21 protein-coding genes and 1 tRNA gene are annotated in these 20,149 nt (G+C 61.7%); 13 read left to right on the top strand and 9 right to left on the bottom strand.

Translation table 11 applies throughout. The features are described 5' to 3' along the window. Window positions 1-178 precede the first annotated feature (178 nt). Window positions 179-400: a hypothetical protein gene (locus GKIL_RS06690; protein ID WP_023172713.1), complete on the top strand. Its 222-nt coding sequence runs from the start codon at window positions 179-181 to the stop codon at window positions 398-400. 15 nt (window positions 401-415) lie between these two features. Here GKIL_RS06690 and GKIL_RS06685 read toward each other — a convergent pair whose 3' ends face one another. From GKIL_RS06685 to GKIL_RS22430, 4 genes are all read right to left on the bottom strand, one after another. After that, window positions 416-670 carry a DUF6464 family protein gene (locus tag GKIL_RS06685; RefSeq protein WP_041243775.1) on the bottom strand — a complete coding sequence of 85 codons (255 nt, stop codon included), beginning with the start codon at window positions 668-670 and terminating at the stop codon, window positions 416-418. A gap of 159 nt (window positions 671-829) precedes the next feature. Further along, window positions 830-2,053, bottom strand: a complete 1,224-nt coding sequence (locus tag GKIL_RS06680; protein ID WP_023172711.1) for a choice-of-anchor tandem repeat GloVer-containing protein — start codon at window positions 2,051-2,053, stop codon at window positions 830-832. Window positions 2,054-2,084: 31 nt separating this feature from the next. Then, on the bottom strand, window positions 2,085-3,296 hold the full coding sequence (locus GKIL_RS06675; protein ID WP_144080340.1) for a hypothetical protein: 1,212 nt from the start codon (window positions 3,294-3,296) through the stop codon (window positions 2,085-2,087). 20 nt (window positions 3,297-3,316) lie between these two features. Further along, on the bottom strand, window positions 3,317-5,389 hold the full coding sequence (locus GKIL_RS22430) for a DUF7948 domain-containing protein (RefSeq protein ID WP_051382704.1): 2,073 nt from the start codon (window positions 5,387-5,389) through the stop codon (window positions 3,317-3,319). 245 nt (window positions 5,390-5,634) lie between these two features. Between GKIL_RS22430 and GKIL_RS06665 the strand changes: the two genes are divergently transcribed. The 5 genes from GKIL_RS06665 (at window position 5,635) to GKIL_RS06645 (ending at window position 13,006) form a co-directional block, all read left to right on the top strand. Continuing rightward, window positions 5,635-6,882, top strand: coding sequence for a hypothetical protein (locus tag GKIL_RS06665; protein ID WP_041243774.1), 1,248 nt, complete (start codon window positions 5,635-5,637; stop codon window positions 6,880-6,882). A gap of 82 nt (window positions 6,883-6,964) precedes the next feature. Beyond that, window positions 6,965-8,107, top strand: a complete 1,143-nt coding sequence (locus GKIL_RS06660; protein ID WP_023172707.1) for a hypothetical protein — start codon at window positions 6,965-6,967, stop codon at window positions 8,105-8,107. A gap of 188 nt (window positions 8,108-8,295) precedes the next feature. Beyond that, on the top strand, window positions 8,296-10,494 hold the full coding sequence (locus tag GKIL_RS22425) for a BPSS1187 family protein (RefSeq protein WP_023172706.1): 2,199 nt from the start codon (window positions 8,296-8,298) through the stop codon (window positions 10,492-10,494). A 183-nt stretch (window positions 10,495-10,677) separates the two neighbouring features. Continuing rightward, the gene (locus GKIL_RS06650; RefSeq protein WP_023172705.1) at window positions 10,678-11,856 is read left to right on the top strand and encodes a TolB-like translocation protein; all 1,179 of its coding nucleotides are present in this window, start codon (window positions 10,678-10,680) and stop codon (window positions 11,854-11,856) included. Window positions 11,857-11,866: 10 nt separating this feature from the next. Beyond that, window positions 11,867-13,006, top strand: a complete 1,140-nt coding sequence (locus GKIL_RS06645) for a hypothetical protein (protein WP_023172704.1) — start codon at window positions 11,867-11,869, stop codon at window positions 13,004-13,006. 6 nt (window positions 13,007-13,012) lie between these two features. On the opposite strand, the gene GKIL_RS06640 is transcribed toward GKIL_RS06645, so the two are convergent. Further along, window positions 13,013-13,510, bottom strand: a complete 498-nt coding sequence (locus tag GKIL_RS06640; RefSeq protein ID WP_023172703.1) for a CGLD27 family protein — start codon at window positions 13,508-13,510, stop codon at window positions 13,013-13,015. A gap of 64 nt (window positions 13,511-13,574) precedes the next feature. Here GKIL_RS06640 and GKIL_RS06635 point away from each other — a divergent pair, with 64 nt between their 5' ends. Together GKIL_RS06635 and cysS are read left to right on the top strand one after the other, a co-directional pair. Continuing rightward, the gene (locus GKIL_RS06635) at window positions 13,575-14,570 is read left to right on the top strand and encodes a Gfo/Idh/MocA family protein (RefSeq protein WP_041243773.1); all 996 of its coding nucleotides are present in this window, start codon (window positions 13,575-13,577) and stop codon (window positions 14,568-14,570) included. 36 nt (window positions 14,571-14,606) lie between these two features. After that, window positions 14,607-16,145, top strand: coding sequence for a cysteine--tRNA ligase (cysS, locus tag GKIL_RS06630; protein ID WP_023172701.1), 1,539 nt, complete (start codon window positions 14,607-14,609; stop codon window positions 16,143-16,145). Window positions 16,146-16,213: 68 nt separating this feature from the next. Here cysS and GKIL_RS06625 read toward each other — a convergent pair whose 3' ends face one another. After that, entirely contained in the window at window positions 16,214-16,567 is a 354-nt protein-coding gene (locus tag GKIL_RS06625) for a hypothetical protein (protein WP_023172700.1), read from the bottom strand. Between the two features lie 109 nt (window positions 16,568-16,676). Between GKIL_RS06625 and GKIL_RS24605 the strand changes: the two genes are divergently transcribed. From GKIL_RS24605 to GKIL_RS24125, 4 genes are all read left to right on the top strand, one after another. After that, a complete protein-coding gene (locus GKIL_RS24605; protein ID WP_023172699.1) occupies window positions 16,677-16,850 on the top strand; it encodes a TonB-dependent receptor in 174 nt (57 codons plus the stop codon). Further along, window positions 16,847-17,287, top strand: coding sequence for a DUF3574 domain-containing protein (locus tag GKIL_RS06620; RefSeq protein WP_051382703.1), 441 nt, complete (start codon window positions 16,847-16,849; stop codon window positions 17,285-17,287). Before GKIL_RS24605 ends, GKIL_RS06620 begins: the two co-directional genes overlap by 4 nt. A gap of 153 nt (window positions 17,288-17,440) precedes the next feature. Further along, a complete protein-coding gene (locus GKIL_RS06615; protein WP_223173810.1) occupies window positions 17,441-17,587 on the top strand; it encodes a hypothetical protein in 147 nt (48 codons plus the stop codon). Further along, complete coding sequence (locus tag GKIL_RS24125; RefSeq protein WP_023172696.1) at window positions 17,584-18,009, top strand: hypothetical protein; 426 nt, start codon at window positions 17,584-17,586, stop codon at window positions 18,007-18,009. Before GKIL_RS06615 ends, GKIL_RS24125 begins: the two co-directional genes overlap by 4 nt. Here the strand turns inward: GKIL_RS24125 and GKIL_RS25865 are convergent. Both GKIL_RS25865 and GKIL_RS06605 read right to left on the bottom strand, forming a co-directional pair. After that, window positions 17,928-18,326, bottom strand: coding sequence for an Arm DNA-binding domain-containing protein (locus tag GKIL_RS25865; RefSeq protein ID WP_023172695.1), 399 nt, complete (start codon window positions 18,324-18,326; stop codon window positions 17,928-17,930). The two genes, GKIL_RS24125 and GKIL_RS25865, sit on opposite strands and share 82 nt — an antisense overlap. Before the next feature lie 163 nt (window positions 18,327-18,489). Beyond that, window positions 18,490-18,563: transfer RNA gene (locus GKIL_RS06605), tRNA-Val, on the bottom strand. A 97-nt stretch (window positions 18,564-18,660) separates the two neighbouring features. Here GKIL_RS06605 and GKIL_RS06600 point away from each other — a divergent pair. Further along, entirely contained in the window at window positions 18,661-19,758 is a 1,098-nt protein-coding gene (locus tag GKIL_RS06600) for a branched-chain amino acid ABC transporter permease (RefSeq protein WP_023172694.1), read from the top strand. On the opposite strand, the gene ebsA is transcribed toward GKIL_RS06600, so the two are convergent. Further along, window positions 19,755-20,123 (bottom strand): type IV pilus biogenesis protein EbsA, encoded by a 369-nt coding sequence (ebsA, locus tag GKIL_RS06595; protein WP_023172693.1) that lies wholly within the window; start codon window positions 20,121-20,123, stop codon window positions 19,755-19,757. The genes GKIL_RS06600 and ebsA overlap by 4 nt on opposite strands. Between the last annotated feature and the right edge of the window lie 26 nt (window positions 20,124-20,149).

The raw sequence follows: 20,149 nt of genomic DNA, 5'->3' as shown, positions 1-20,149 counted from the left end.
AGCTACCGCCATCAGGGCGTTTTATTTGTTGCTAAGGGTGTGAGGTTCCGCTGGTCCTGATTGATTCAGATAGACCAAGACAGCCTTCGCGTAGACTTTCTTTTTTGTCGCGATCCGCTTTTGCCCGCTGAAGCTGGTTTCAGTTTCGGCCCAGGCCCGTTTATCGATGGAGCAGGCGATGGAATCTCTAGATCGAGTTGCACCGACCCCGGATCTGACGCGTCCTCTCACGGGCGATACAGCTGACGAGCAACCCCTGAGAGAGCAAATTTCCGCTGCCGAGCGCCGGCGTTGCCAGTTGGAACTGGGTGTGTTGCTTTTGATTGGCCTGATTGGCTGGTTGACGCTCGCCGGCTTGATGATGCCGATGGCCCGTCAGCTCAGTTATGGGCTCGGTTAGGTTGCAAGATACCCACTAAATTTTGTCGGCTGCAGGCTCTGGGGCGCTGGCGCGGTAAGAAGGACAATCCCGGCAACTTTTCCGCTCGGGATGGACGGCACAGCGCAGGTAGGGCGAGCCGCAGTAGTAGTGGCAGGTGGGTTGGGGCTGCTGTGCGCCGCCGGATGGGCGGTTTTCGCGGTCAGGCTTCCAGGCGCTGGCCATCCCCACCAGGACCAGCACCTGCACGCAGATGGCCGCACTCTCAAGATCCAGCGTCGGCATCGCCATACTCGCCACCCACACAACACTTTCAGATGACTTTGGCAGATTATTATCGGCGAGCCGCAGCGAGGCAGACTGTTCTGTCACGGTTCTTGATAAGCGATGGATTGCTCGGTGGACCGGTCCGGCTGTCGGCGGCGGCGAGCAAAGCTTTTTGCCTCCTTCTCAAGGCTGGAGCTTGTAGATTGTCCCGACGCCGTTCGCCCCACCGAGGGGCGTCGTGCCAAAGAAGCTGCCGTTGCCTCCCTGCACCAGGCGGGTGGCGGGATTGCGGCCATCGCTGCCGCCGCTGAAGGCGTAGAGGGTGCTCAGGCTGCCTGCGGGAGTGATCCGAAAAAGAGTGCCGCAGCCGTTGGTGCAGCTGGCGTTGACCGTGCCGCCGGCGTAGGTCGCACCGTAGAAGCTGCCGTCGCTGCCCGCTACGAGACCGGCGAGGGGAGCGATGCCGTCGGGACCGGCAAACGAATACAGGCTGGTGAGGCTGCCGGCAGGGCTGATCCGGTAGACGGTGCCCAGGGCGTTGACACCGCCGCCTACGGTCGTGCCGTAAAAGTTGCCGTCGCTGCCTGCTGCCAGTCCGCCCTTGGGATAGGCACCGTCCGCGCCGCCAAAAGAATAAAGGGTCGTCAGCGCGCCGCCCGTCGTGATCGCAAAGACCGTGCCGCGCCCGGAGGCTCCTCCGGCAGCGGTCGTGCCGTAGAGGCGGCCATCGCTGCCTGCTGTCAGTCCGGCGACCGGGTTGGTGCCGTCGGGGCCGCTGAAGGAATAGAGGGTCGTGAGCACACCCGCAGGGGTGATCTGAAAGACGGTGCCCAGGTTGCCCAGCCCGCCGCCGGCGGTCGTGCCATAAAAGTTGCCGTCGTCTGCGAGCACCAGGGCAGCATTCGGGAAGGCACCGTCGCTGCCGCCGTAGCCCCCCGCTGGGCCACCCATAAATGAGTAGAGCGAACTGAACACGCCCGTGGAGGAGATCCTGTAGACCGTGCCGTAGCGGTAGGTGCCGCCGCCGCTGGTGGTGCCATAGAGCGAACCGTTGTTGCCCACCACACCGGTGTAGGGAAAAGCGCCGTCGCTGCCGCCAAACAATTTCACGATCGTGAGGCTGCCGGCGGGGGTGATCGCAAAGACCGTGCCGCAACCGGCGGGGCACAGCGGCAGAGTGCTCGCCGTACTGCCGCCGATATAGGTGGTGCCAAAGAGGTTGCCGTTGCTCGCCTGCACCGGTGTCCCGTAGGGAACGGCTCCGCCCACGCTGCTCTGGGTGGTGCCGCTGAAGGTATAAAGGGTGCTGAGGGTGGCAGCCCCTGCTCCGCCGCCGCTGGCCAGCAGCACACTGGCTGCCAGACCCAGCCGGGCAACGCCTCTTTTTACATCGATCTGGATTGACATCGAACAACGACCTCAACGAGGGAAGAAGGCTTCAAGGGGGTGGACAGCTTAAAAGTCCGGAGTCGGCGCGGTAGTAGGCGGTCGTTCCGCCGGTGTTGACCTTGGCGTTGAAGTAGACGAACGGCCCCTGGCTCGTGATGTAGACGTGGGGGTTCTTGCGGATGCCGGTGGTCGGATTGCTCACCTGGCGGTAGAAGCTGCCGTCGATGCTCGCAATCCAGATGTCCGTCGGGGCGGTCTTGTTCTGGTTGTCGGAGTTGGTGGAGGTGACCATCGAGATGTAGGAGCGGCCATCGTAGACGAACGGATCGGCGGAGGCGATGTAGGTGCCGATCGAGGGCGGCTTGACCGTCGCGATCTGCGTCCAGCGCCCGGCGATGTTGCGGTAGACGCCGATCGTCGTGTAGTCGCTGATCTCAAAAAAGACGTACTCGTTGTTAAATTCGGGTGCCTGAAACATCCAGGGGTTGACCTTGTTGCCCGGATCGGAGGTGAGTCGGGTGGCGGTACTGGTGTCGATGTCGTACTCGAAGATCTGGCGCAGGTTGTTTGTCAGATCGATGGCCGAATAGACCAGCGAGCGCCGGCCTTTGACCCAGCGCCCGGCACCGGTAAGCACTCCCGGCAGGATCTGCTCGGAGGTGTAATCGTCGAGGTAGCGCCAGTAGAGCGTCTGGGTGCCGGTCGAGCCGGGGGGCGGATTTTTGAGCGGTCCCAGGTAGAGGATGCGCGGCAGTGGATCGTTTTCGTCCTTGCTGCCGATGGGCAACTGCCGGGATTGCCCCTTGGTGAGGAGGAGCTTCTGCCAGCTGGTGCCGTCGAAGTAGACCTTGCCCAGCCCACGGGCGGCGCTGCCATTTTGAGTGGTGATTGCAAGCTGGTGGCCGTACGGCTGGCTGTAGACCCAATCGGGGCCGTTGCCGGAGGTATTGGGCACCGAGAGCGCACCGGTTGTCACCTGCGTGAACTGCCCACTCGCCGGTAGCCAGCTTCCCAGGGCCGGATCGACCCTGCCGATCCAGACGGTGCCCACCGCGTCTGCCCAAACAAAGCGGTTGTCGTTTTGGGCAAATTCGGCGTCGTAGACGGGAACGGTCGTGTCGGAGACGATGACGTTGGGAGGGGCTGTCCAGGGCGAACAGCTCTGGGCCAGCGCCGTCTGGGGCAACACTCCGAGCACCGCCAGGGCAGAACCTGCAAGAAGCGCCCAGCGCCTACCTGGAGGAGCAAGTCTTAGATTCATCACTGTGAAAATCGCCTCCATCACGGCCCGATCTTGAGAAAGAACCCGTCCGCCTCCCCAGCCGGTGTCTGCTGCACGGCCCCGGCGGTGGTCGGGAAGTTGGCGGAGTAGGTAAAACCGGCGACGTAGGTGTTGTCGGCACCGTCGATGGCAAGGCCGTAGCTGTAGTCCTCGCTGCCGCCCCCCAGGTAGGTCGAGTACTGCACAGCGCTGCCCACGGCGTTGAATTTGGTGACAAAAGCGTCCGCTAGACCACCGCTGTAGCCCGCCTGCAGGGCGCTCAGAGTCGGGAAATCCGTAGATGTGGTAAGCCCGCTCACCACGGCGTTGCCTTTGCTATCGACCGCCAGGGCGTAGCTGTATTCGCTGCGGCTGCCCCCCAGGTAGGTCGAGTAGGACAGGCTCGTCCCGGCAGCATCGAGCTTGGTCAAAAAAGCGTTTTGGTCGCCTTTGAGCAGGCTTTGAAAAGCATTGGCTCTTGGAAAATCGGTGGAGGCGGTGTAGCCGGTGACGAAGATATCGCCGGAGCTGCCGACGGCGATGGCGGTGCTGAAATCGCCCTTGCTGCCGCCCAGGTAGGTCGAGTAGGCCAGAGCTGAACCGGCGGCGTTCAATTTGCTCACGAACCCGTCGAAGCCACCCTTGAGGCTGGGCTGGAAGGCACCCACCACCGGAAAATTGCTGGAGGTGGTGTAGCCGGTGAGGTAGGCGTTGCCCTTGCTATCGACGGCGATCCCACTGGCAAAGTCGGTGCCGCTGCCGCCCAGGTAGGTGGAGTAGGCGAGGGTATTACCGGCAGCGTTGAACTTGGTGACAAAAGCGTCGTAGGCTCCACCGCCGTAGACGCTCTGGAGGGGCTTGAGGAGCGGAAAATCGCTGGAGAGGGTGTAACCGGTGACGTAGAGGTTGCCCGAACTGGCAACGGCCAGACCGGTGGCGATGTCGTTGCTGCTGCCACCCAGGTAGGTCGAGTAGACAAGCGCGCTGCCGCTGGCGTTCAGCTTGCTCACAAAGGCGTCGTTGTTGCCGGCGAGGGTCGATCGAAGAGCGTTCGCCACCGGGAAGTTGGTCGAATTGGTGTAGCCCACAACGTAGGCGTTGCCGCTGCCATCGATGCGGAGCGCGGCGGGGTAGTCGTTGTTGCTGCCGCCCAGGTAAGTGGAGTAGACGAGCGCGTTGCCGCTGGTATTGAACTTGGTGACGAAGACATCGCTGTTGCCCGCAAGTCCTGCCTGTAGCGGGTTGAGCGTCCGAAAATCGACGGAGTCGGTAAAGCCCGTCGCGTAGAGGTTGCCGGTACTGTCGGCGGCGATCGCCGCGCCGTAGTCCCCGCCGCTGCCGCCCAGCAGCGTGGCATAGCTCAGCGTCGGATCGATGATTAGCGACCGGCGTCGATCGTAAGCGCCGATCGCAAAAGCGACCGTCCGGCGATCGAGCAGGACGTAGCGGCCATCTACCGACCGGCGTTTGCTATCGATGAGCTGATAGACCACAGGCGGTGCCTGGCGCAACGCGCCCGCCGCCGTCCGGATGATAAGCCCGCCCCCAGGATCGATCGACAGGCTTTGTGCTCCATCGACCTGCAGCCGGATCGCCGCCGGATCCGCCCCCGCCGCCACCAGCAGGTCGTATTCAAACTGGCGGTCCCTGCCGTAGTAGGCCACGTCGATGCCCGGATACAGATCCTTTGCCTCTACGCGGCGGTAGGTCGGAACGCCAGTGCGCCAGCCCAGCGGATCGCTGCCCATCAGATAGTTGACCCGGCCAGGGAGACGATCCACACCGCGCAGGACAGCCCGCTGGTCCGCCCCGACAAAAGCCAGCCGCACGAGGGAGCGCGTGCTGCTCTCAGCCGGGTTAGAAGATTTTTTATGCAAGGCCACGTAGGCTCCGGCGGGCGTAAGCAGCAGGCTGCCGTTGCCCTGATGCGCAACAAAATGCACAGAAGCGTCGCTCTGACCGACATTGGGTTCGAAGCTGAGGGGCAGGCGAGCGTAAGGATTTGCAATCGGGAGCGTTTCAGCGGGCGCAGCAGCGGCCAGCAGGGCAGGAAGCATAAGCCAGACGAACGAGCGGAAGCGGGGGAAGGACATAGGCAATGGCAGGAAGCGTATGACCATTCCTTGCGATCCCAGGTCGAAGAACCTGGATGCAGAGAACGTTGATGTACATGGTACCGCCTGATTGCCAGTTTTTTGTAGCCTTGACCACGATTTTGCGAATGAAGCCAGGCACAGTATACTTACCGGAGGACTGCTATACTTGTTTGCGGTCACCGCACTGCAGTCTAAAGCTGTATGTGCTCCTGCTGCCCTCCACTACCCCCGGTAAATCCCCCATGACACCTCAACCCACTTCCTGGCGGAAGTCCCTCGTTCCGCCGCTTAAAACCGGTTCCTTCCGGCTTGCTACATTTCTTTCACTGCCCCTTGCGCTGCTCGCCGCCCTGGTGCTGAGTTCACCCGGTCGGGCCCAGACTGGTATTCCCAACGTCGTCGTCAGCAACCCCAGTATTCCGATCGAGGACAACGAGTACGACCAGCTCGGTGCCCGGCAGACTTATATCGATCAGTCGGGCTTCGTCTGGATTGGCGGCGTCGATCCCAATACTGGCAATCTCGTGCCACCCAGCGGTCAGGTCACGCTGGTAGACGGCACTGGCACCGCCCTGCCGGTACCGGCAATTGGCAACGGCTCCGAGTGGCTCTACGGCGGCAGCTACGGCCCCCAGCTGGTCTGGACCGCCGTCAACAAAAACGGCAAAAAGGTCCTCGGACGCGCCTACAAAAATGGCAGCACCTGGGTTTCCGGATTTCTCGCCAACTCCGCCGGCAGAGAATTGCCGATTCCGAGCAAAGACGTCAACGATGCCTCGCCCCGGCTCCTGTATCTTGGGCCGGATGCGGTGCGCGGACGGGGCACCGCCCTTTACTGGCGCAACCTCGACGCCACCACCGACGAGCAGGTGCCAGGCCAGCTCAACACTGGTGGCCGCTGGATTCCTGGCCAGCGGGCGATGGTCTTTACCACGATCGACGTGCGCTCAGGCTTCCGGCAGGTGGCGACCTACAACGTCGATACCAAACAACTCACAATCCTCACCAACACCCCCTGCAACAAGGACAGCCCCTGGATCTTCCAGGCTCCAGAATTCAACAACGACTACACGATGATGGTCACCTGCCAGGGCAACCCGCCTGGCCCCACCGCCACCTACAGCACGATGGAGGTCTACCGGCAGACGAACGGCGTCTGGACGCTCGTCAACAACATCCAGGTCCCCTCCACCAACAAGTACATCGCTTCGCCGGAACCCTGGTTCTATAAAAACAAGTCTTACTTTTCGGCGGTAGTCTCCCCGAACCCGGACAACCTGAACGGCACCGACCCGACAGAAATCTGGATTGCCACCCTCGATCCGGCGGCCCCGTTTTTTCAGATGGTGAGCGACACTACCCCAAATGTCCGCAAGGATCCGGAAGTATTTATCACTACCCAGGGGCCGGTAGTCTACTACAATGCCCCGGCGGTCTCCGGACAACTGCCCGCCGTCTGGAAGGCGACGCCCGTCATTCCAGGTTCTTAGGACCCCTTTATTGCGCCCAGGGTGCCCTCCAGACAGGGGCATCCTGGGCTGAAAACCGGTGCATCCGCCCAGGAGTCCCCCCATGCCCCATGCGCGCCTGTATCGCATCGCAGCCGGTTGTCTTGCCCTGCTGACACTGGTGCTCTCCAGCGTAGCGATCGCCGACAGCGCTCAAGACGTGCTGGTCTCCGACCCGGCCTTTCTGGTCAACGACGAAGAATTTGACCAGCAGAACGCCCAGTTCAGCTGGGAGGACCAGGCGGGCAACCTCTGGCTGGGCAGAGTCGATCCGCAGACGGGCGATTTTTTGCCCAATTCTGGCCAGAGCCTGCTCCTCGATACCGGCGTCGTCCCGATTGGCCAGAATCACCTGGGCAATGGGCCGGAGTGGGCGCTGGGCAATAGCTCCCAGATCGCCTATACAAAATACAATTCAACCGGCCAGACGGCGCTCGCGGTTGCGAGCTTCGATGGCACCAACTGGAGCAGCACCCTGCTCGCCAATAGCAGCAATCGCCTCGGCCCCATCGGCAGCAAAGATCCGGCAGACCCGGCCCCGCGCATTCTCTACGCCGGTACCAACCGCAACGGCCAACCGGTTGCCATGTGGCGGGAGATCGCAAGACCGGCAACGGAGCGGGTGATTCCTGGCCTCTCGCCCCCCGGCGGCAGCTGGGTCGCAGGGGAGCGCGCCGTCGTCTATCCGCGCAAGAGCAAAGGTACGCAGCAGATATACGAATTTTTTATCGACACCGCCACGACGGTCCAGGTGAGCAGCGACGATGGCAACAAGAGCACCCCCTTTATGTGGCGGGCACCAGAATTTGACAACGACTACGTCTGCTTTGCGATCGTCGATGGCACGGCGATCGGCGTCTACCGCAACGTCGCGGGCAGCTGGCGGCGGATCAACACCCTCCAGCCGCCTTCGCCGCGCCATTATCTTTCTTCAGCCGAAAATTTTATCTACAACGGCAAATCCTATATCTTTATGCTCACCTCCGACTCGCCGAACCCCCAGGATGCCACCGCGCCCACCGATGTCTGGATTGCTGGGATCGACCCGGAGCTGCCCTTCTACCGTCAGGTGAGCGACCAGACAGTAAAGGTGCGCCGCGATCCGGAGGTATTCATTGCCGCGAGCGGGCCTTTTATCTATTTTCTGGAACCGGTCGGTTATCAAAAGGCGATCTTCCGGGCAGACACCGGCCTGGGCAGTCCGTAGGACTTTCCTGTGACTTCCTTCAGTTTGTGATCTGCGCTGCATTCAACCGGATACCCATCCTGGTACTCTGCAGCTGATTCCCCCGGCTAGCCAGGCGGACAGGCACACTCTGTCCGCCCGGTGGTGGTTCTGCTGCGCGCGTCAACCGTACCGTTGAACTCGAGAGCCAAGTAGGGGTAATCAATCGTATGAAGGCTGCACACCTTGCCTTTGGAAGTCTTTTTGGTGTTTTTTTGGGCGTGCTCGCCCGCCCTGCCCTCGCCGCTTCGACAGCCGTCTGTCCGACCAATAGCTACGACCAGGGCAGCATCACCGGCGGCGTTGCCTGCGCTATTGTTCCGAGCCAGACGGACCCGGCTATGCAGGATATCGGACCGGAGGATCAGGGCTTCGGCTACCACGTCGTCGGCATCCCCAGCGACCCGAGCCAGATCAAGGGGGTGCTTCTGTACCTGCAGGGCACAGCTGGCACGCCCTACGATCCTGTAAGCAACAGCTTCTCGACGGGCCAGATCCTCTCGGAGGCCATCTCTGCAAACTATCTGGTGATCGCTCTTGCCTACGCCAACCCGGTCGAAGTGGGTGTGCTCTGTCTCAACGACACTAACTGTTACAGCCAGGTTCGTCAGGAAATTATCTACGGCACCGACACCTCGCCCCTGGTAAACGTCAATCAGGCCAACAGTGTCATGCACCGCCTCTCGGCTTTGATCAGCTTTTTGAAGACGAATCTGCCCGCAGGCTTTCCCTTCCCGCCAGGAATCGCCGGCAACACGGTCGATTGGTCCCACGTGCGCATCGGGGGCGGCAGCCAGGGCGGTGGCCACGCCGGCTATATCGCGATGGATCAGCTCACCGAGCGGGTCTGTTTTCTCTCTTCACCGGTCGATGCTGTCTCGCTCTTCAACCAGGGCGTGTCGCAGACCGTCTCCGCTGCCTGGCTCAGCAAGCTGCCCTGGCAGACGCCCACCACTCGCCTCAAGGGGGTGTCCCACATCGGCGACGACGCGATCACCCAGATTACGACCAACTACAAGACCCTCGGCATGGTCCAGTCCACCAGCGAGACGACGCCCAACAACGACTGGCTGCTCATCACCGTTCCGGAGGCGGACCCCCACTCCGCGCCCGCTCAAGATCCGAACCTGGCCTACGCCCGCAACTGGGCCTGCCTTTCGGATCTGCCCCTGACACCCGCCCCAAAGATCACAGCCATCGCTCCCACCACCGGCCCGGTCGGTACGACGATTACCCTGAGCGGCCAGAACCTGAGCGGGACGCGGGCGGTGCTTGTAGGCGGCCTGAGCGTGCCCTTCAGCCAGGTCTCCAGTAGCCAGGTCACAGCCACGATCAACGCCACCGGCAACAGCGGCCAGGTTCTGCTCATCACCAACGGCGGCAACGCTCCGGCTCCCAAAAATTTCACCGTCACCGCCGGGCTCACGGCCATCTCTCCCACCAGCGGCGCAGTCGGCACGCCGGTCAACCTGAATGGCTTTGGCCTCAGCAGCGCGACGGCAGTCAAGTTCAACGGCGTCAAGGTGCCCTTCAACGTCGTCTCCGACAGCCAGCTCGTCGCCACCGTCAGTTCCGGAACGAACACCGGCACCGTCAACGTCGCCGTACCCACCGGCACGATCACCAGTTCCCTGGGCTTTACCGTTCTTCCTACCCTCAGCAGCTTCAGCCCCACCAGTGGGCCGGTCGGATCGACCGTCACCCTCACAGGCAGCGGTTTTACCGGAGTCAGCTCCGTTCAGTTCGGCAGTCTCTACGCCGCCTTCAACTTCCTCTCCGACACCCAGATTGCAGTGACGGTGCCCGCCGGGGTGAGCACCAGCACCATCAAAGTCACGGTGGGCGGTGCCTCGGTCACCAGCAGCGCTCGCTTCAGCGTCGTCAATAGCCCCACCATCACCAGCTTCTCGCCCCCCTCCGGCGGCGTGGGCACCTCGGTGACCATCAACGGCAGCAACCTCGGAGCGACAAGCAGCGTCCTCTTTAATGGCGTCGCTGCTGCGCCTGCCTCAGCGTTCAACAACAGCGTCCGAGTCGTCGTCCCGAGTGGAGCAAAAAGTGGACCGATTACGGTCGTCAACGCTGCCGGTTCGACCACCAGCGCCTCCAGTTTCCAGATCTACGCCGCCCCGGCCATCAGCAGCTTCACGCCTACCAGCGGTCCGGCTGGAACAGCAGTGACCATCAACGGCAGCCACTTTACCGGCACCACCGCCGTCAGCGTTGGCCGGACGAGCGCGGCTTCGTTCACCGTCAAATCCGACAGCCAGATCACCGCCACGGTCGCGGCGAACACTCCCACCGGCCCGCTGAAGATCACCAACCCCGGCGGCACGGCCACAAGTAGCAGTTACTTCCAGGTCAAATAGCACCCGCCTGTGAGAAGGATCGCATATTTTCGAGAATTGCTCGCGGCTACACAAAATAGCACGATCGGTGGTGGTAGTCTGGGTGCGTTTTGCCGGGGAATAACGCCCAGTGCGAACGGTAAAAGTCTTGCTTTTGCGAAGGCTGTTTCCGTTGCCCTGGAACCCGGCCCTTGAGGCTCCCCCATGCAAACTCCGCACCTGCTTCGGCAATGGGTCGCTGCGCTGCTCCTCACCGCCGTGACCGGGATCGCAACCCCGTCCGCTTCCGCCCAGGAGGTTCTGGTCTCCGACCCGGACCAGAGCCTGATCGACCCGGACTTCGATCAGGGCCACTACCAGCTCACCTGGGGAGATGAGTCCGGCAGGCTCTGGGTCGGCACGATCGATCCGGACACGGGCGACTTCAATCCGCCCTCCGGCCAGGGCGTGCTGGTCGATACAAATATTGCCAATGAGTTCGTCTTCGGCAACGGGCCGGTCTACGGCTTCGGCGACACTGGCCCTGCTATTCTCTACACCCGCTACGACAGCCAGAACCGCTTCAGCCTGGGCAGCGCCCAGTTCGACGGCACAAGTTGGGTTACAAAGACCCTGCCCAACAGCACCAACAAGTACGGTCCCACCGGCAGCGACAGCCCGGCCCTCAAAGGAGCGCTCTCGTATCTGACGACCGAGAATCAGCTAGTGCTCTGGCGCAACCTCGATAGCTCCGGAGCGCAATTTGTCATCCCCGGTGCCCAGTTTCCGGGGGTGCGCTGGGTGCCGAACGAGCGGGCCGTCGTCTTCCGCCAGCCCGCTGGCGGCAACAACCAGATCTTTACCTACAACATCGATACGAGCGTTCTGACCCAGATCACCTTCGACGCTCCCGGCAAGCTCTCTGCCTTTATCTGGCAGGCTCCGGAGTACGGAGGCGACGACTGCCTGATGACCCTCACCAGCGATAAGCTCAGCGTTCGCATCTACCACAACCAGAGCGGTAGCTGGCAGTTTGTCACCGCCCTCGCGCCACCGACGACGAGCAAGTACCTCTGGTCGCCCCAGCCCTTCGTCTACAACGGCAAGTCCTACATCTACATGGTCGCCTCCCCCAGCAAGAATCAAAAAAGTCTGACCGTGCCGACAGAGGTCTGGATTGCCGGGGTCGATCCGGCCCAGCCGTTTTATCGTCGGGTGAGCGACCCGACCCTCAAGGTGCGCAAAAATCCAAAGGCGTTCACGACCAGCCAGGCAGAGATCTTATACTTTCAAGTGGTCACCCAGGGAGCCAATCCGATCTATCAGATGTACCGGGCAGACACCGGCCTCGGCCCGCCCCAGACGGCTCCCTCGCAAGCACGCTCTTCTTCCGCCCCTCGTTAACGGAGCTTTTATGCATTTTCCAAACTGGCAGCTCGCCCTGCCACTGTGCCTGTGTGCGGCACTGACGGTTCTGCCCGCCCAGGCCCAGAGCACCAGCGATGTGCTCGTCACGCTTCCTGGCATCAAGATCACCGACCTGCAGTTCGACCAGCCCAACTCGCGCTTTGTCTGGTCCGATCAAAATGCCAACGTCTGGATTGGCTTCGTCGATCCGACAAGCGGTGCTTTTAACCCGACGACCGGTATGGGCACCCTGGTCACGACCGGCGCGCTCTTTGCTCCCGATCAGGTAGCTATCGGCCCGCGCTGGGTCTACTCCGCTCAGTTCGGCCCCCAGATCGTCTTTACGGCCCTGCCATCCAGCAGTGGGGCCACCGCCGCCCTCGGCTCTGCCTACAACAGCAACGGCCAGTGGTTTACCAATCCCCTGCCCTCCGGCAACAACCGCTCCGCTCCGGTGGGCAGCCTCGATCAGTTCGATGGCTTTCCGCGCATCTTCTACCAGCAGTCCACCCGCAGCGGCCAGACGACGAGCAAATGGCGCAACCTCAACGACGCAGGCACCGAGACCGCGATCCCCGGCACCCTGGTGCAGAACATCAGCTGGATTGCTGGTCAGCGCGCCCTCGTCTACACGGCGCTGGCCAACAACGTCCCCCAGGTCTTTTCTTATAACATCGATACAAAAGTCCAGCAGCAGCTCACCTTCGACAGTCCGCCCAAGAGCAGTCCGATGCTCTGGCAGGCTCCCGAGTACGGCGACAACTACCTGCTCTTTGCGGTGAGCAACCAGACGAGCATCAACGTCTACCAGAATATCAACAACGCCTGGGCGCTGCTCACTACCCTTGTGCCTCCTGCGAAGGGACCGTATCTGCTCTCGCCGGGGGTATTTGCCTACAACGGCAAGTCGTATATCTACATGGGGACGATTGGCGACCCGACCCCCGGCAGCAGCAAACCGTCGGACATCTGGATCGCCGGCATCGACCCGACCGCTCCTTTTTACAGGCAGTGCAGCGACGGGACGACCAAAAATCGGGCCAGACCGCAGGTGTTCTTTACCAGCAACGGGCCTTACCTTTACTTTTTTGCCAAGCCCGCCATCAACGTCGTCCAGGGCGTCTACTACTGCAACCCTGGCCTGTAGGGGCTCTTAAAGCAGCCAGTACAGCAGGGCCACCAGGGCGTAGAACAGGCCGAGCGCCGCCAGCGTGCGATGCAGGCGGCGCATCACAGGAGCGACCTGATACTCGACCACCAGCCGGTCCTTGGCCAGATCCTCCGGCGGTTTGGTCCAGAAGCTGCCGTCGTACCAGCCGGTCTCCTCGTAGTGAACGCTCGCGGAGAGTAAGCGGGTGTGGATGTACGACCAGCCCAGGTAGAGCCGCAACAGCACCAGCCCCAGCAAGATCGCTGCCCCACCCGCACCGCCGATGAAAAACTGTACCGGCATCCGGACCGGCGGGAAACTCCAGGCAGCCACCGGGCCGCTCACCACCCAGGAGCCCGCCCAGACGCACAGAATCGTCCCCAGGTAAGCGCGGGGCTCAACGGTCGCCCAGCGAAAAAAATACGACGTGCGCAGCTGCTGGTACTCGTTGAACGGGCGCTGCTCAGGCGGTATCGGTGCGGTGGAGATCCGGCGCGTCATGCCTGGGTAGAAACCCCTATCCTGAAGAAGGCCATCTCCTCCAGTGTATCGGCCCGATCTTCAAATGTTACATTTCTTAACCCCTCCTGTTCGGACCGTCGTGGTCGGTACCGGCTACGCGGCCCGGCAGCGAGCGACGGCTCTGGCAGCCGATCCGCGCGTCAAAATCACAGGTTGCATCGGCCACCAGCCGGAGTCGGCGCACCGCTTCGCTGCAGAATTCGGCCTGGTTTCGGGGGGCGAGGAATTGCTGGCGGGAGCCGATCTGGTGTTTGTCGCGACCGCCAACCGCGATCACGCCCTGTGGGTGCGCCGGGCACTGCTGGGGGGGGCCCACGTCGTCGTCGAGTATCCCCTGGCGCTGGATCTGACCGAGGCGATCGCTTTAGCGGCCCTGGCGCGGGCGCACCACCGGCTTTTACACGTCGAGCACATCGAACTGATTAGCGGCATCCACCAGGCGCTGGTAGCCCAGCTGGAGCGGGTGGGTCCGATCAACCTCGTGCGCTACAGCAACCTGAATGCCCGCCTGCCGGAGCCGGGGCGCTGGACCTTCTCGACGGCCCTTTTTGGCTTTCCGCTGGTGGGAGCCGTCTCCCGACTCGGGCGGCTCGTGGATCTGGTGGGGCCGATTCGCTCGGTCTTCTGCCAGAACCGCTACTTTGATTTGAGCGGTGACAATTATCGTGGCTGCCTGTGCGCGGCCCAGCTCGCCTTTGAAAGCGGGGCCACAGGCCAGATCGTCTACGCCAAGGGCAGTGCCTGTGCGCGATCGGAGACCCAGCTGGAACTGACCGGCAGCCAGGGGGGACTGTTGCACGACGGACGGCAGCTCCTGGTCTTTGAGGGCGAGCGCACCCGCAGCCTTGAACCGGGCGAGCGGCGAGGATTGTTTGCCCGCGACACGGCGATCGTGCTCGATTATCTGGAGGGCAGGGGCGAACTTTATGTCACCCTCGAGCGCAGCCTGCACGCTTTGGCGGTGGCGAGTGCCTGCGAGCAATCTGCGGTCGGTGGCGCTCGTGTGTCTGTCGAGACGTTCACCCTCGCCCCCGCCTGAGCATCTACGATAAAAGAACCGCTCCTGGAGCGACCGATGGCCCTGCAACTTTTCAACACCCTCACCCGCAAAAAAGAACCCTTCGTGCCGATCGAGCCCGGCAAGGTCCGCTTTTACGTCTGCGGCGTCACCGTCTACGACTACAGCCACCTGGGGCATGGCCGCACCTATGTCGTCTGGGACACGATCCGGCGCTACCTGCGCTACCGGGGCTACGAGGTCACCTACGTCCAGAACTTCACCGACATCGACGACAAGATCTTGAAGCGGGCCGAGGAAACAGGCTCCTCGATGGGTGCAGTCGCCAATACGTTCATCGAAGCCTATCTCGAAGATATGGAGCAGCTGAACATCTTGCCCGCCGACAAGTACCCACGGGCGACCCAGAGCCTCCCGGCCATCGAGCGGCTGATCGGTGAACTGGAAATCAAGGGCTTCGCCTACCCATCGGACGGCGACGTGTACTATCGGGTGCGCCGCTTCAAAGACTACGGCAAACTCTCAGGCCGTCGGATCGAAGATCTCGAAGCTGGAGCGAGCGAGCGGGTGAGCGAGGCTGAACAGGCCCGCAAGGAAGACCCCCTCGATTTTGCCCTCTGGAAAGGAGCCAAACCGGGAGAGCCACACTGGGATTCGGCCTGGGGACCGGGCAGGCCGGGCTGGCATATCGAGTGCTCGGCAATGGTGCGCGCCACCCTTGGAGAAACGATCGACATCCACGCGGGCGGCGAAGATCTCAAGTTTCCCCATCACGAAAACGAAATTGCCCAATCTGAAGCGATAACCGGTAAGCCCCTGGCGCGCTACTGGCTGCACAACGCTTTTTTGAATATCGTCAACTCCACCTCCGGCGAAGAAGAGAAGATGTCCAAGTCCCTGGGCAACTTCCGCACCCTGCGCGATCTTTATAGAGTCCATTCGCCGATCGCTCTGCGGCTATTTATCCTCCAGACCCACTACCGCAATCCGATCGCTTTCTCACCAGAGGCAATCGCCGCCGCCGAGAACGCCTGGAAGGAGATGGCAAAGGTCTTTTCGCTAAACGAACTGATCCACCAGCTCGACAAGGAGCCGGAGGGCGATCTCTCAGAGGAGCACGTCGCCACCTTCGTCAAGGCGATGGACGACGATTTTAATACGCCCCAGGCGCTCGCCGTCCTCTTCGATCTTTCTAAAAAACTGATCACAGGCCGCAACATCGTCGTCCACGGCGGCAATCTCGACGACAGCGCTGCCTTTGCCTGCCAGTGGCGGACCTTCAAGCGCCTGGCTGCCGTACTCGGCCTCGAACCTCGGATGGTCTCTCTATCTGCAAATGTCAATGCTCGATCCGGCGCGGCGGGCGATCTGAGCATCACCTCCGAAGCAGCCGCGTTGCTCGAATCTGGGGCGCTCACCGGTGTACCGGCAGTCGAGATCGAAGAGATCGAGCGCATCATTGGCCTGCGCGAACAGGCCCGGCAAGAGCGCAACTGGGGCGAAGCGGACCGACTGCGCCAGCAACTACTCGATCAAGGGATCATACTTATCGATCACAAGGACAAACCGACAACCTGGCGACGGACCGAGAGTTGATAGGCAGCCTGCCCTGCAGCAATTTTAAATCGGGCATAAGCTCCCGGCCAAGAGCACCATACCCGTTATTAATTGGTCTGGAAGTTGGGCAGGCGGGTGCGGCAGCCGCGATTGATGAAGCCGCCGATACCGAAGGCGGCGCACTCGATCGAGCGGGTGATGCCCGGCTGAGCAGATACTGTGTAATCGCAGGAGACGTAGCCGTTGTCGTCGGTGTCAAAAGGTTGGCAGCTCGCACCGCGCAGGTTCTCTTTGAGCACCGTCGCCACGTAGTCCTTCAGTTCGCTCTCGGCGTAGGTCCGGCCAAAGAAGAACTGGCCGATGCCCTTACCGGCAGTGATCAAAAAGAGGCCGGTGCCGAGCACGACGACCAGGATGCCCACCAAGATGATCAAAGGCAGATAGGGTCTGAGGCCACTCATAAAAACCGTTGTGTCAGTACCCTCAGTCTAACGGGCCGCCCAGGCCACCACTCCCTGCCGCAAGGATAGATCCTGCATCTGCCCCCGGCGCACTGCCGCAGCTCTGGATGTGACCACCGCTCCTTTCCTCAACCTTGATTTGAACGTTGCCATCCCCCTCACACCTTTTTTTACGCTCACCGGCAGCGTCTTCAACCTGACCGACACCCAGTACGAGTACCTCGACGGTAATCCTGCCCCAGGTATGACCTTTCGCATCGGAGGCCGATTGGAATGGCGTTGAATCTTTCAATTTGTCCCCTTCTTCTTGTTGCTCTTACCCGCCTGCTGTCAGCCCCGCCCGCGCTGGCCCAGGCTGTCCCTCAGGCTCCCCCCGCTGCCCCGGTAGCCCCCGTTCTCCGCACTTTCGCCCGCGACGAACTGTACTTTGGCCTCAGCAAGCCGGATGGTACCCCAGTGAGCGATCAAGAATGGCAGGATTATCTGGCGGAGGTGGTCACTCCCCGCTTTCCCGATGGTCTCACCGTCATCGAGGCGAACGGCCAGTTCCGCCCGCCCGGCGGCTCCCTCGTGCGCGAAAGATCGCGGGTGATCGTTTTGCTCTACCCGTCCACTCCGACAACGGCACTGGCGATCGGTGAACTGGTTCGCGAGTACAAGCGCCGCTTTCGCCAGCTATCGGTCCTCTACGTCCACGACACGGTGCAGGCGGCGTTCTAAAAGTAGTGCGCACGTGTGCATACGATTAAGTCGCCATATGTCCACATGCCATGGTTCATGTAGAGTTAGTGTGTAGATGCGCATAGGGTCGTAGCGATGCCCAGGGACAGGCTTGCCCCTGCTGGGAAGTGGGGCGAGTCAAAGCAGCGCGTGATGTTGACACCCACCGCCACCCGGCGCATCGACGCGGTTGCAGAGGCTTTAGGCATTACTCGCTCTGAAGTGCTGGAGCGCCTGTGTCGTTCCGAGTGCCTGAGCACCGAGCAACTAGAAATCGCAGGAAACGAGGAGCAGGGATGACCACCGGCAACCCCCTTGAGGGGGCAGGCCAACAGAGAGATTCTGGGGAGGGCAGCAGGCTCGATCGCATTGAGGCCGCCCTCGAAGTGCTCATCCGGCAGCAGGCGGCGACCGACAGGCGCATTGACCGACTGACTGAGCAGACAGAGGCCAACAGTCGAGCCATCGAGGCTTTAGCAGCCCGCACCGATGCCAACGCCTTAGCCATCGCGGATCTAACAGTTCAAGTAGCTGAGGCCAACAATATGGCCGTGAGCGCTATCACCAATCTGGTCGATGTGGCCGACGACATCATCGGGCGCATCGACGTGGTAGCCGCCCGAGTCGATGAGAACTCCGGTTACATCCGGGGATTGCAGACAGAGAACCGGCGGATACTCGACATCCTCCAGCAGCGAGGCGAGCAGAACGGCCAGCAGTAGAGTGCTACCTGCGGGATGAGGACCATCTCTTCTTCAGTAAAGGGACGGGGGCACTGCTTGGGAGGCACCTTCACCCAGCCCGGCAGCTCTGCCCAGACATTGAGTTCGACAATGCGCCAGTGCGGTTGCATCCCCCACTCCCAGGTGGCGATATCGCCTTCTATCTGCTTTGCTTTCATCTGGGCCACCTTGCGATTAACCACACCTTCGGCAAGTCCCAGAGCCGTCGCGTAGCGCTCGCCAGCCACTCTCCAGCGCAGTCTAAGGCGACCGTTTGCCACTTCGATAACCACAGTCCCTTTACCGGATTTGCCCATCGTGGGAGTCGATTTCGTACCCAAATCGTACCCAAAATACGTGCGAATACGTTCAAATACGTCTCAATATGTGCGTATTTGAGGACAGGTGCTCTGTGTTGCGCCACGGAGCTACTATTCTCACAAACAGCAAAACCCGCCTGTGAAGCGGGCTTGGGGGCGATGGACGCGGAGGGGCTCGAACCCCCGACCTCCACGATGTCAACGTGGCGCTCTAGCCAGCTGAGCTACGCGTCCGCCAAAGCAGTCTCTATGATAAACGATTTCGAGCCGCCCGGTTCCGGAAACAGGGTGCTACGCTTTGTCTGAAATATCGCCAGTGTGAGGCATTCTCTTGCAGGAACTGATTCAGCAACTGGTCAACGGCATTACCCTGGGCAGCGTCTACGCCCTGATTGCCCTGGGCTACACGATGGTCTACGGCATTCTGGAGCTGATCAACTTCGCCCACGGCGAGGTGTTCATGGTCGGAGCCTTCGTGGCGCTGGGGGTGTTCTTTACGCTGGGCAGTATCGGCTTGCCCTGGTGGCTCCTGCTTGTGATCGCCCTTGTGGCGGCGATGGCGGTCTGTTCTTTGCTGGGTATGGGCCTGGAGCGGCTCGCCTACCGGCCCCTGTTGAGCGAAGCAAAACCGCTGCAGAAGCTGGAGCTGGCAATTATCGCCGCCGTCGGCAGCGGCATCTGGTGGCTGTATCACCTCATTCATGGCGGAGCGAGCCTGCTCGATTGGGCACTGGGACCGCTCGTTGGGGCGGGGGCGGCGGCGGCCTGCTGGGGCCTATTCGCTTACTTGAGCCGCAACAGCCCGCCGCGCAAGACACCGCGCCTGTCGCTTCTCATTACGGCTCTGGGCGCATCGATCCTGCTGCAGAACGCGATGCGGCTCATCGTCGGTAGCCGCGACCGCGTGCCGCCCGATACAATTTTGCCTTCCTGGAGCGTGGCCTTCGCCGGGGTGCAGCTTACCCTGCCCCAGCTTTTGACGATGGGCGTCAGTGTGACGGCGATGGCGATTCTGACCTGGCTGGTGCAGAGGACGCGGCTTGGCAAGGCGATGCGCGCCACCGCCCAGGATATGGAAGCGGCTCAATTGATGGGCATCGACACGCGGGCGATCGTCGTGATCGTCTTTGTGCTTGGCTCGTCGCTGGCGGCGGTGGCCGGGGTGCTGTTTGTGGTCTTCTTTAAATCGATCAACTTTTTTATCGGCTTTCAGGCGGGCCTCAAGGCGTTTACCGCCGCCGTACTGGGGGGCATCGGCAACATTCCCGGCGCAATGCTGGGGGGTCTGTTGCTCGGGCTGCTCGAATCGCTGGGTTCGGGCTATATCTCCAGCGAATGGAAGGATGTCTTTGCCTTCATCGTGCTGGTGGGGGTTCTGCTCTTGCGTCCGAGCGGGCTTTTAGGCGAGAACGTGCCGGAGAAAGTCTAGGACTGCCTGTGCAGAAGACGGCGGTAGAACGCACCCGGCAGGGCTGGTGGCGCGTCGCTGCGGGCAGCGAGAAGTTCGATCAGGTAGCCTACCCACTCGCAGTTGGTGAGTTCCAGTGCGTAGTGCCACCTCCGGCTACCGTCCATAAAGTCGATCTGGCAGCAGATGCGGTCGGTTGGATGGGCGCTGATGGGCCAGCGGGCCACAAAAGTGATCGCTTCTGCCCCCTCGATGGGCCGCTCTCCAGCAAGATTGCCGCTGCGATACAGTTGCAGGGCCGCCGGCAGGTAGGGGCGACGGGCCGGCGGATAGCAGGACAGATAAATGGCCAGCTCGTCCGCCGGCGAAGTTTTGAGAATGTCCACGGGTACGATGGTTGCGCTTGAAAGTA

This window comes from Gloeobacter kilaueensis JS1 (assembly GCF_000484535.1).
Lineage (GTDB): Bacteria > Cyanobacteriota > Cyanobacteriia > Gloeobacterales > Gloeobacteraceae > Gloeobacter > Gloeobacter kilaueensis.
Note: the sequence above shows the minus strand (reverse complement) of the source record. Positions and strands in the feature narration are given on the sequence as shown.

What these genes read in the sequence shown, in the direction of transcription:
- GKIL_RS06690 (WP_023172713.1), top strand. Translation starts at nt 179, where the DNA reads ATGGAATCTCTAGATCGAGTTGCACCGACCCCGGATCTGACGCGTCCT.
- GKIL_RS06685 (WP_041243775.1), bottom strand. Translation starts at nt 670, where the DNA reads ATGGCGATGCCGACGCTGGATCTTGAGAGTGCGGCCATCTGCGTGCAG.
- GKIL_RS06680 (WP_023172711.1), bottom strand. Translation starts at nt 2,053, where the DNA reads ATGTCAATCCAGATCGATGTAAAAAGAGGCGTTGCCCGGCTGGGTCTG.
- GKIL_RS06675 (WP_144080340.1), bottom strand. Translation starts at nt 3,296, where the DNA reads ATGAATCTAAGACTTGCTCCTCCAGGTAGGCGCTGGGCGCTTCTTGCA.
- GKIL_RS22430 (WP_051382704.1), bottom strand. Translation starts at nt 5,389, where the DNA reads ATGTCCTTCCCCCGCTTCCGCTCGTTCGTCTGGCTTATGCTTCCTGCC.
- GKIL_RS06665 (WP_041243774.1), top strand. Translation starts at nt 5,635, where the DNA reads ATGACACCTCAACCCACTTCCTGGCGGAAGTCCCTCGTTCCGCCGCTT.
- GKIL_RS06660 (WP_023172707.1), top strand. Translation starts at nt 6,965, where the DNA reads ATGCCCCATGCGCGCCTGTATCGCATCGCAGCCGGTTGTCTTGCCCTG.
- GKIL_RS22425 (WP_023172706.1), top strand. Translation starts at nt 8,296, where the DNA reads ATGAAGGCTGCACACCTTGCCTTTGGAAGTCTTTTTGGTGTTTTTTTG.
- GKIL_RS06650 (WP_023172705.1), top strand. Translation starts at nt 10,678, where the DNA reads ATGCAAACTCCGCACCTGCTTCGGCAATGGGTCGCTGCGCTGCTCCTC.
- GKIL_RS06645 (WP_023172704.1), top strand. Translation starts at nt 11,867, where the DNA reads ATGCATTTTCCAAACTGGCAGCTCGCCCTGCCACTGTGCCTGTGTGCG.
- GKIL_RS06640 (WP_023172703.1), bottom strand. Translation starts at nt 13,510, where the DNA reads ATGACGCGCCGGATCTCCACCGCACCGATACCGCCTGAGCAGCGCCCG.
- GKIL_RS06635 (WP_041243773.1), top strand. Translation starts at nt 13,575, where the DNA reads ATGTTACATTTCTTAACCCCTCCTGTTCGGACCGTCGTGGTCGGTACC.
- cysS (WP_023172701.1), top strand. Translation starts at nt 14,607, where the DNA reads ATGGCCCTGCAACTTTTCAACACCCTCACCCGCAAAAAAGAACCCTTC.
- GKIL_RS06625 (WP_023172700.1), bottom strand. Translation starts at nt 16,567, where the DNA reads ATGAGTGGCCTCAGACCCTATCTGCCTTTGATCATCTTGGTGGGCATC.
- GKIL_RS06615 (WP_223173810.1), top strand. Translation starts at nt 17,441, where the DNA reads ATGTTGACACCCACCGCCACCCGGCGCATCGACGCGGTTGCAGAGGCT.
- GKIL_RS24125 (WP_023172696.1), top strand. Translation starts at nt 17,584, where the DNA reads ATGACCACCGGCAACCCCCTTGAGGGGGCAGGCCAACAGAGAGATTCT.
- GKIL_RS25865 (WP_023172695.1), bottom strand. Translation starts at nt 18,326, where the DNA reads ATGGGCAAATCCGGTAAAGGGACTGTGGTTATCGAAGTGGCAAACGGT.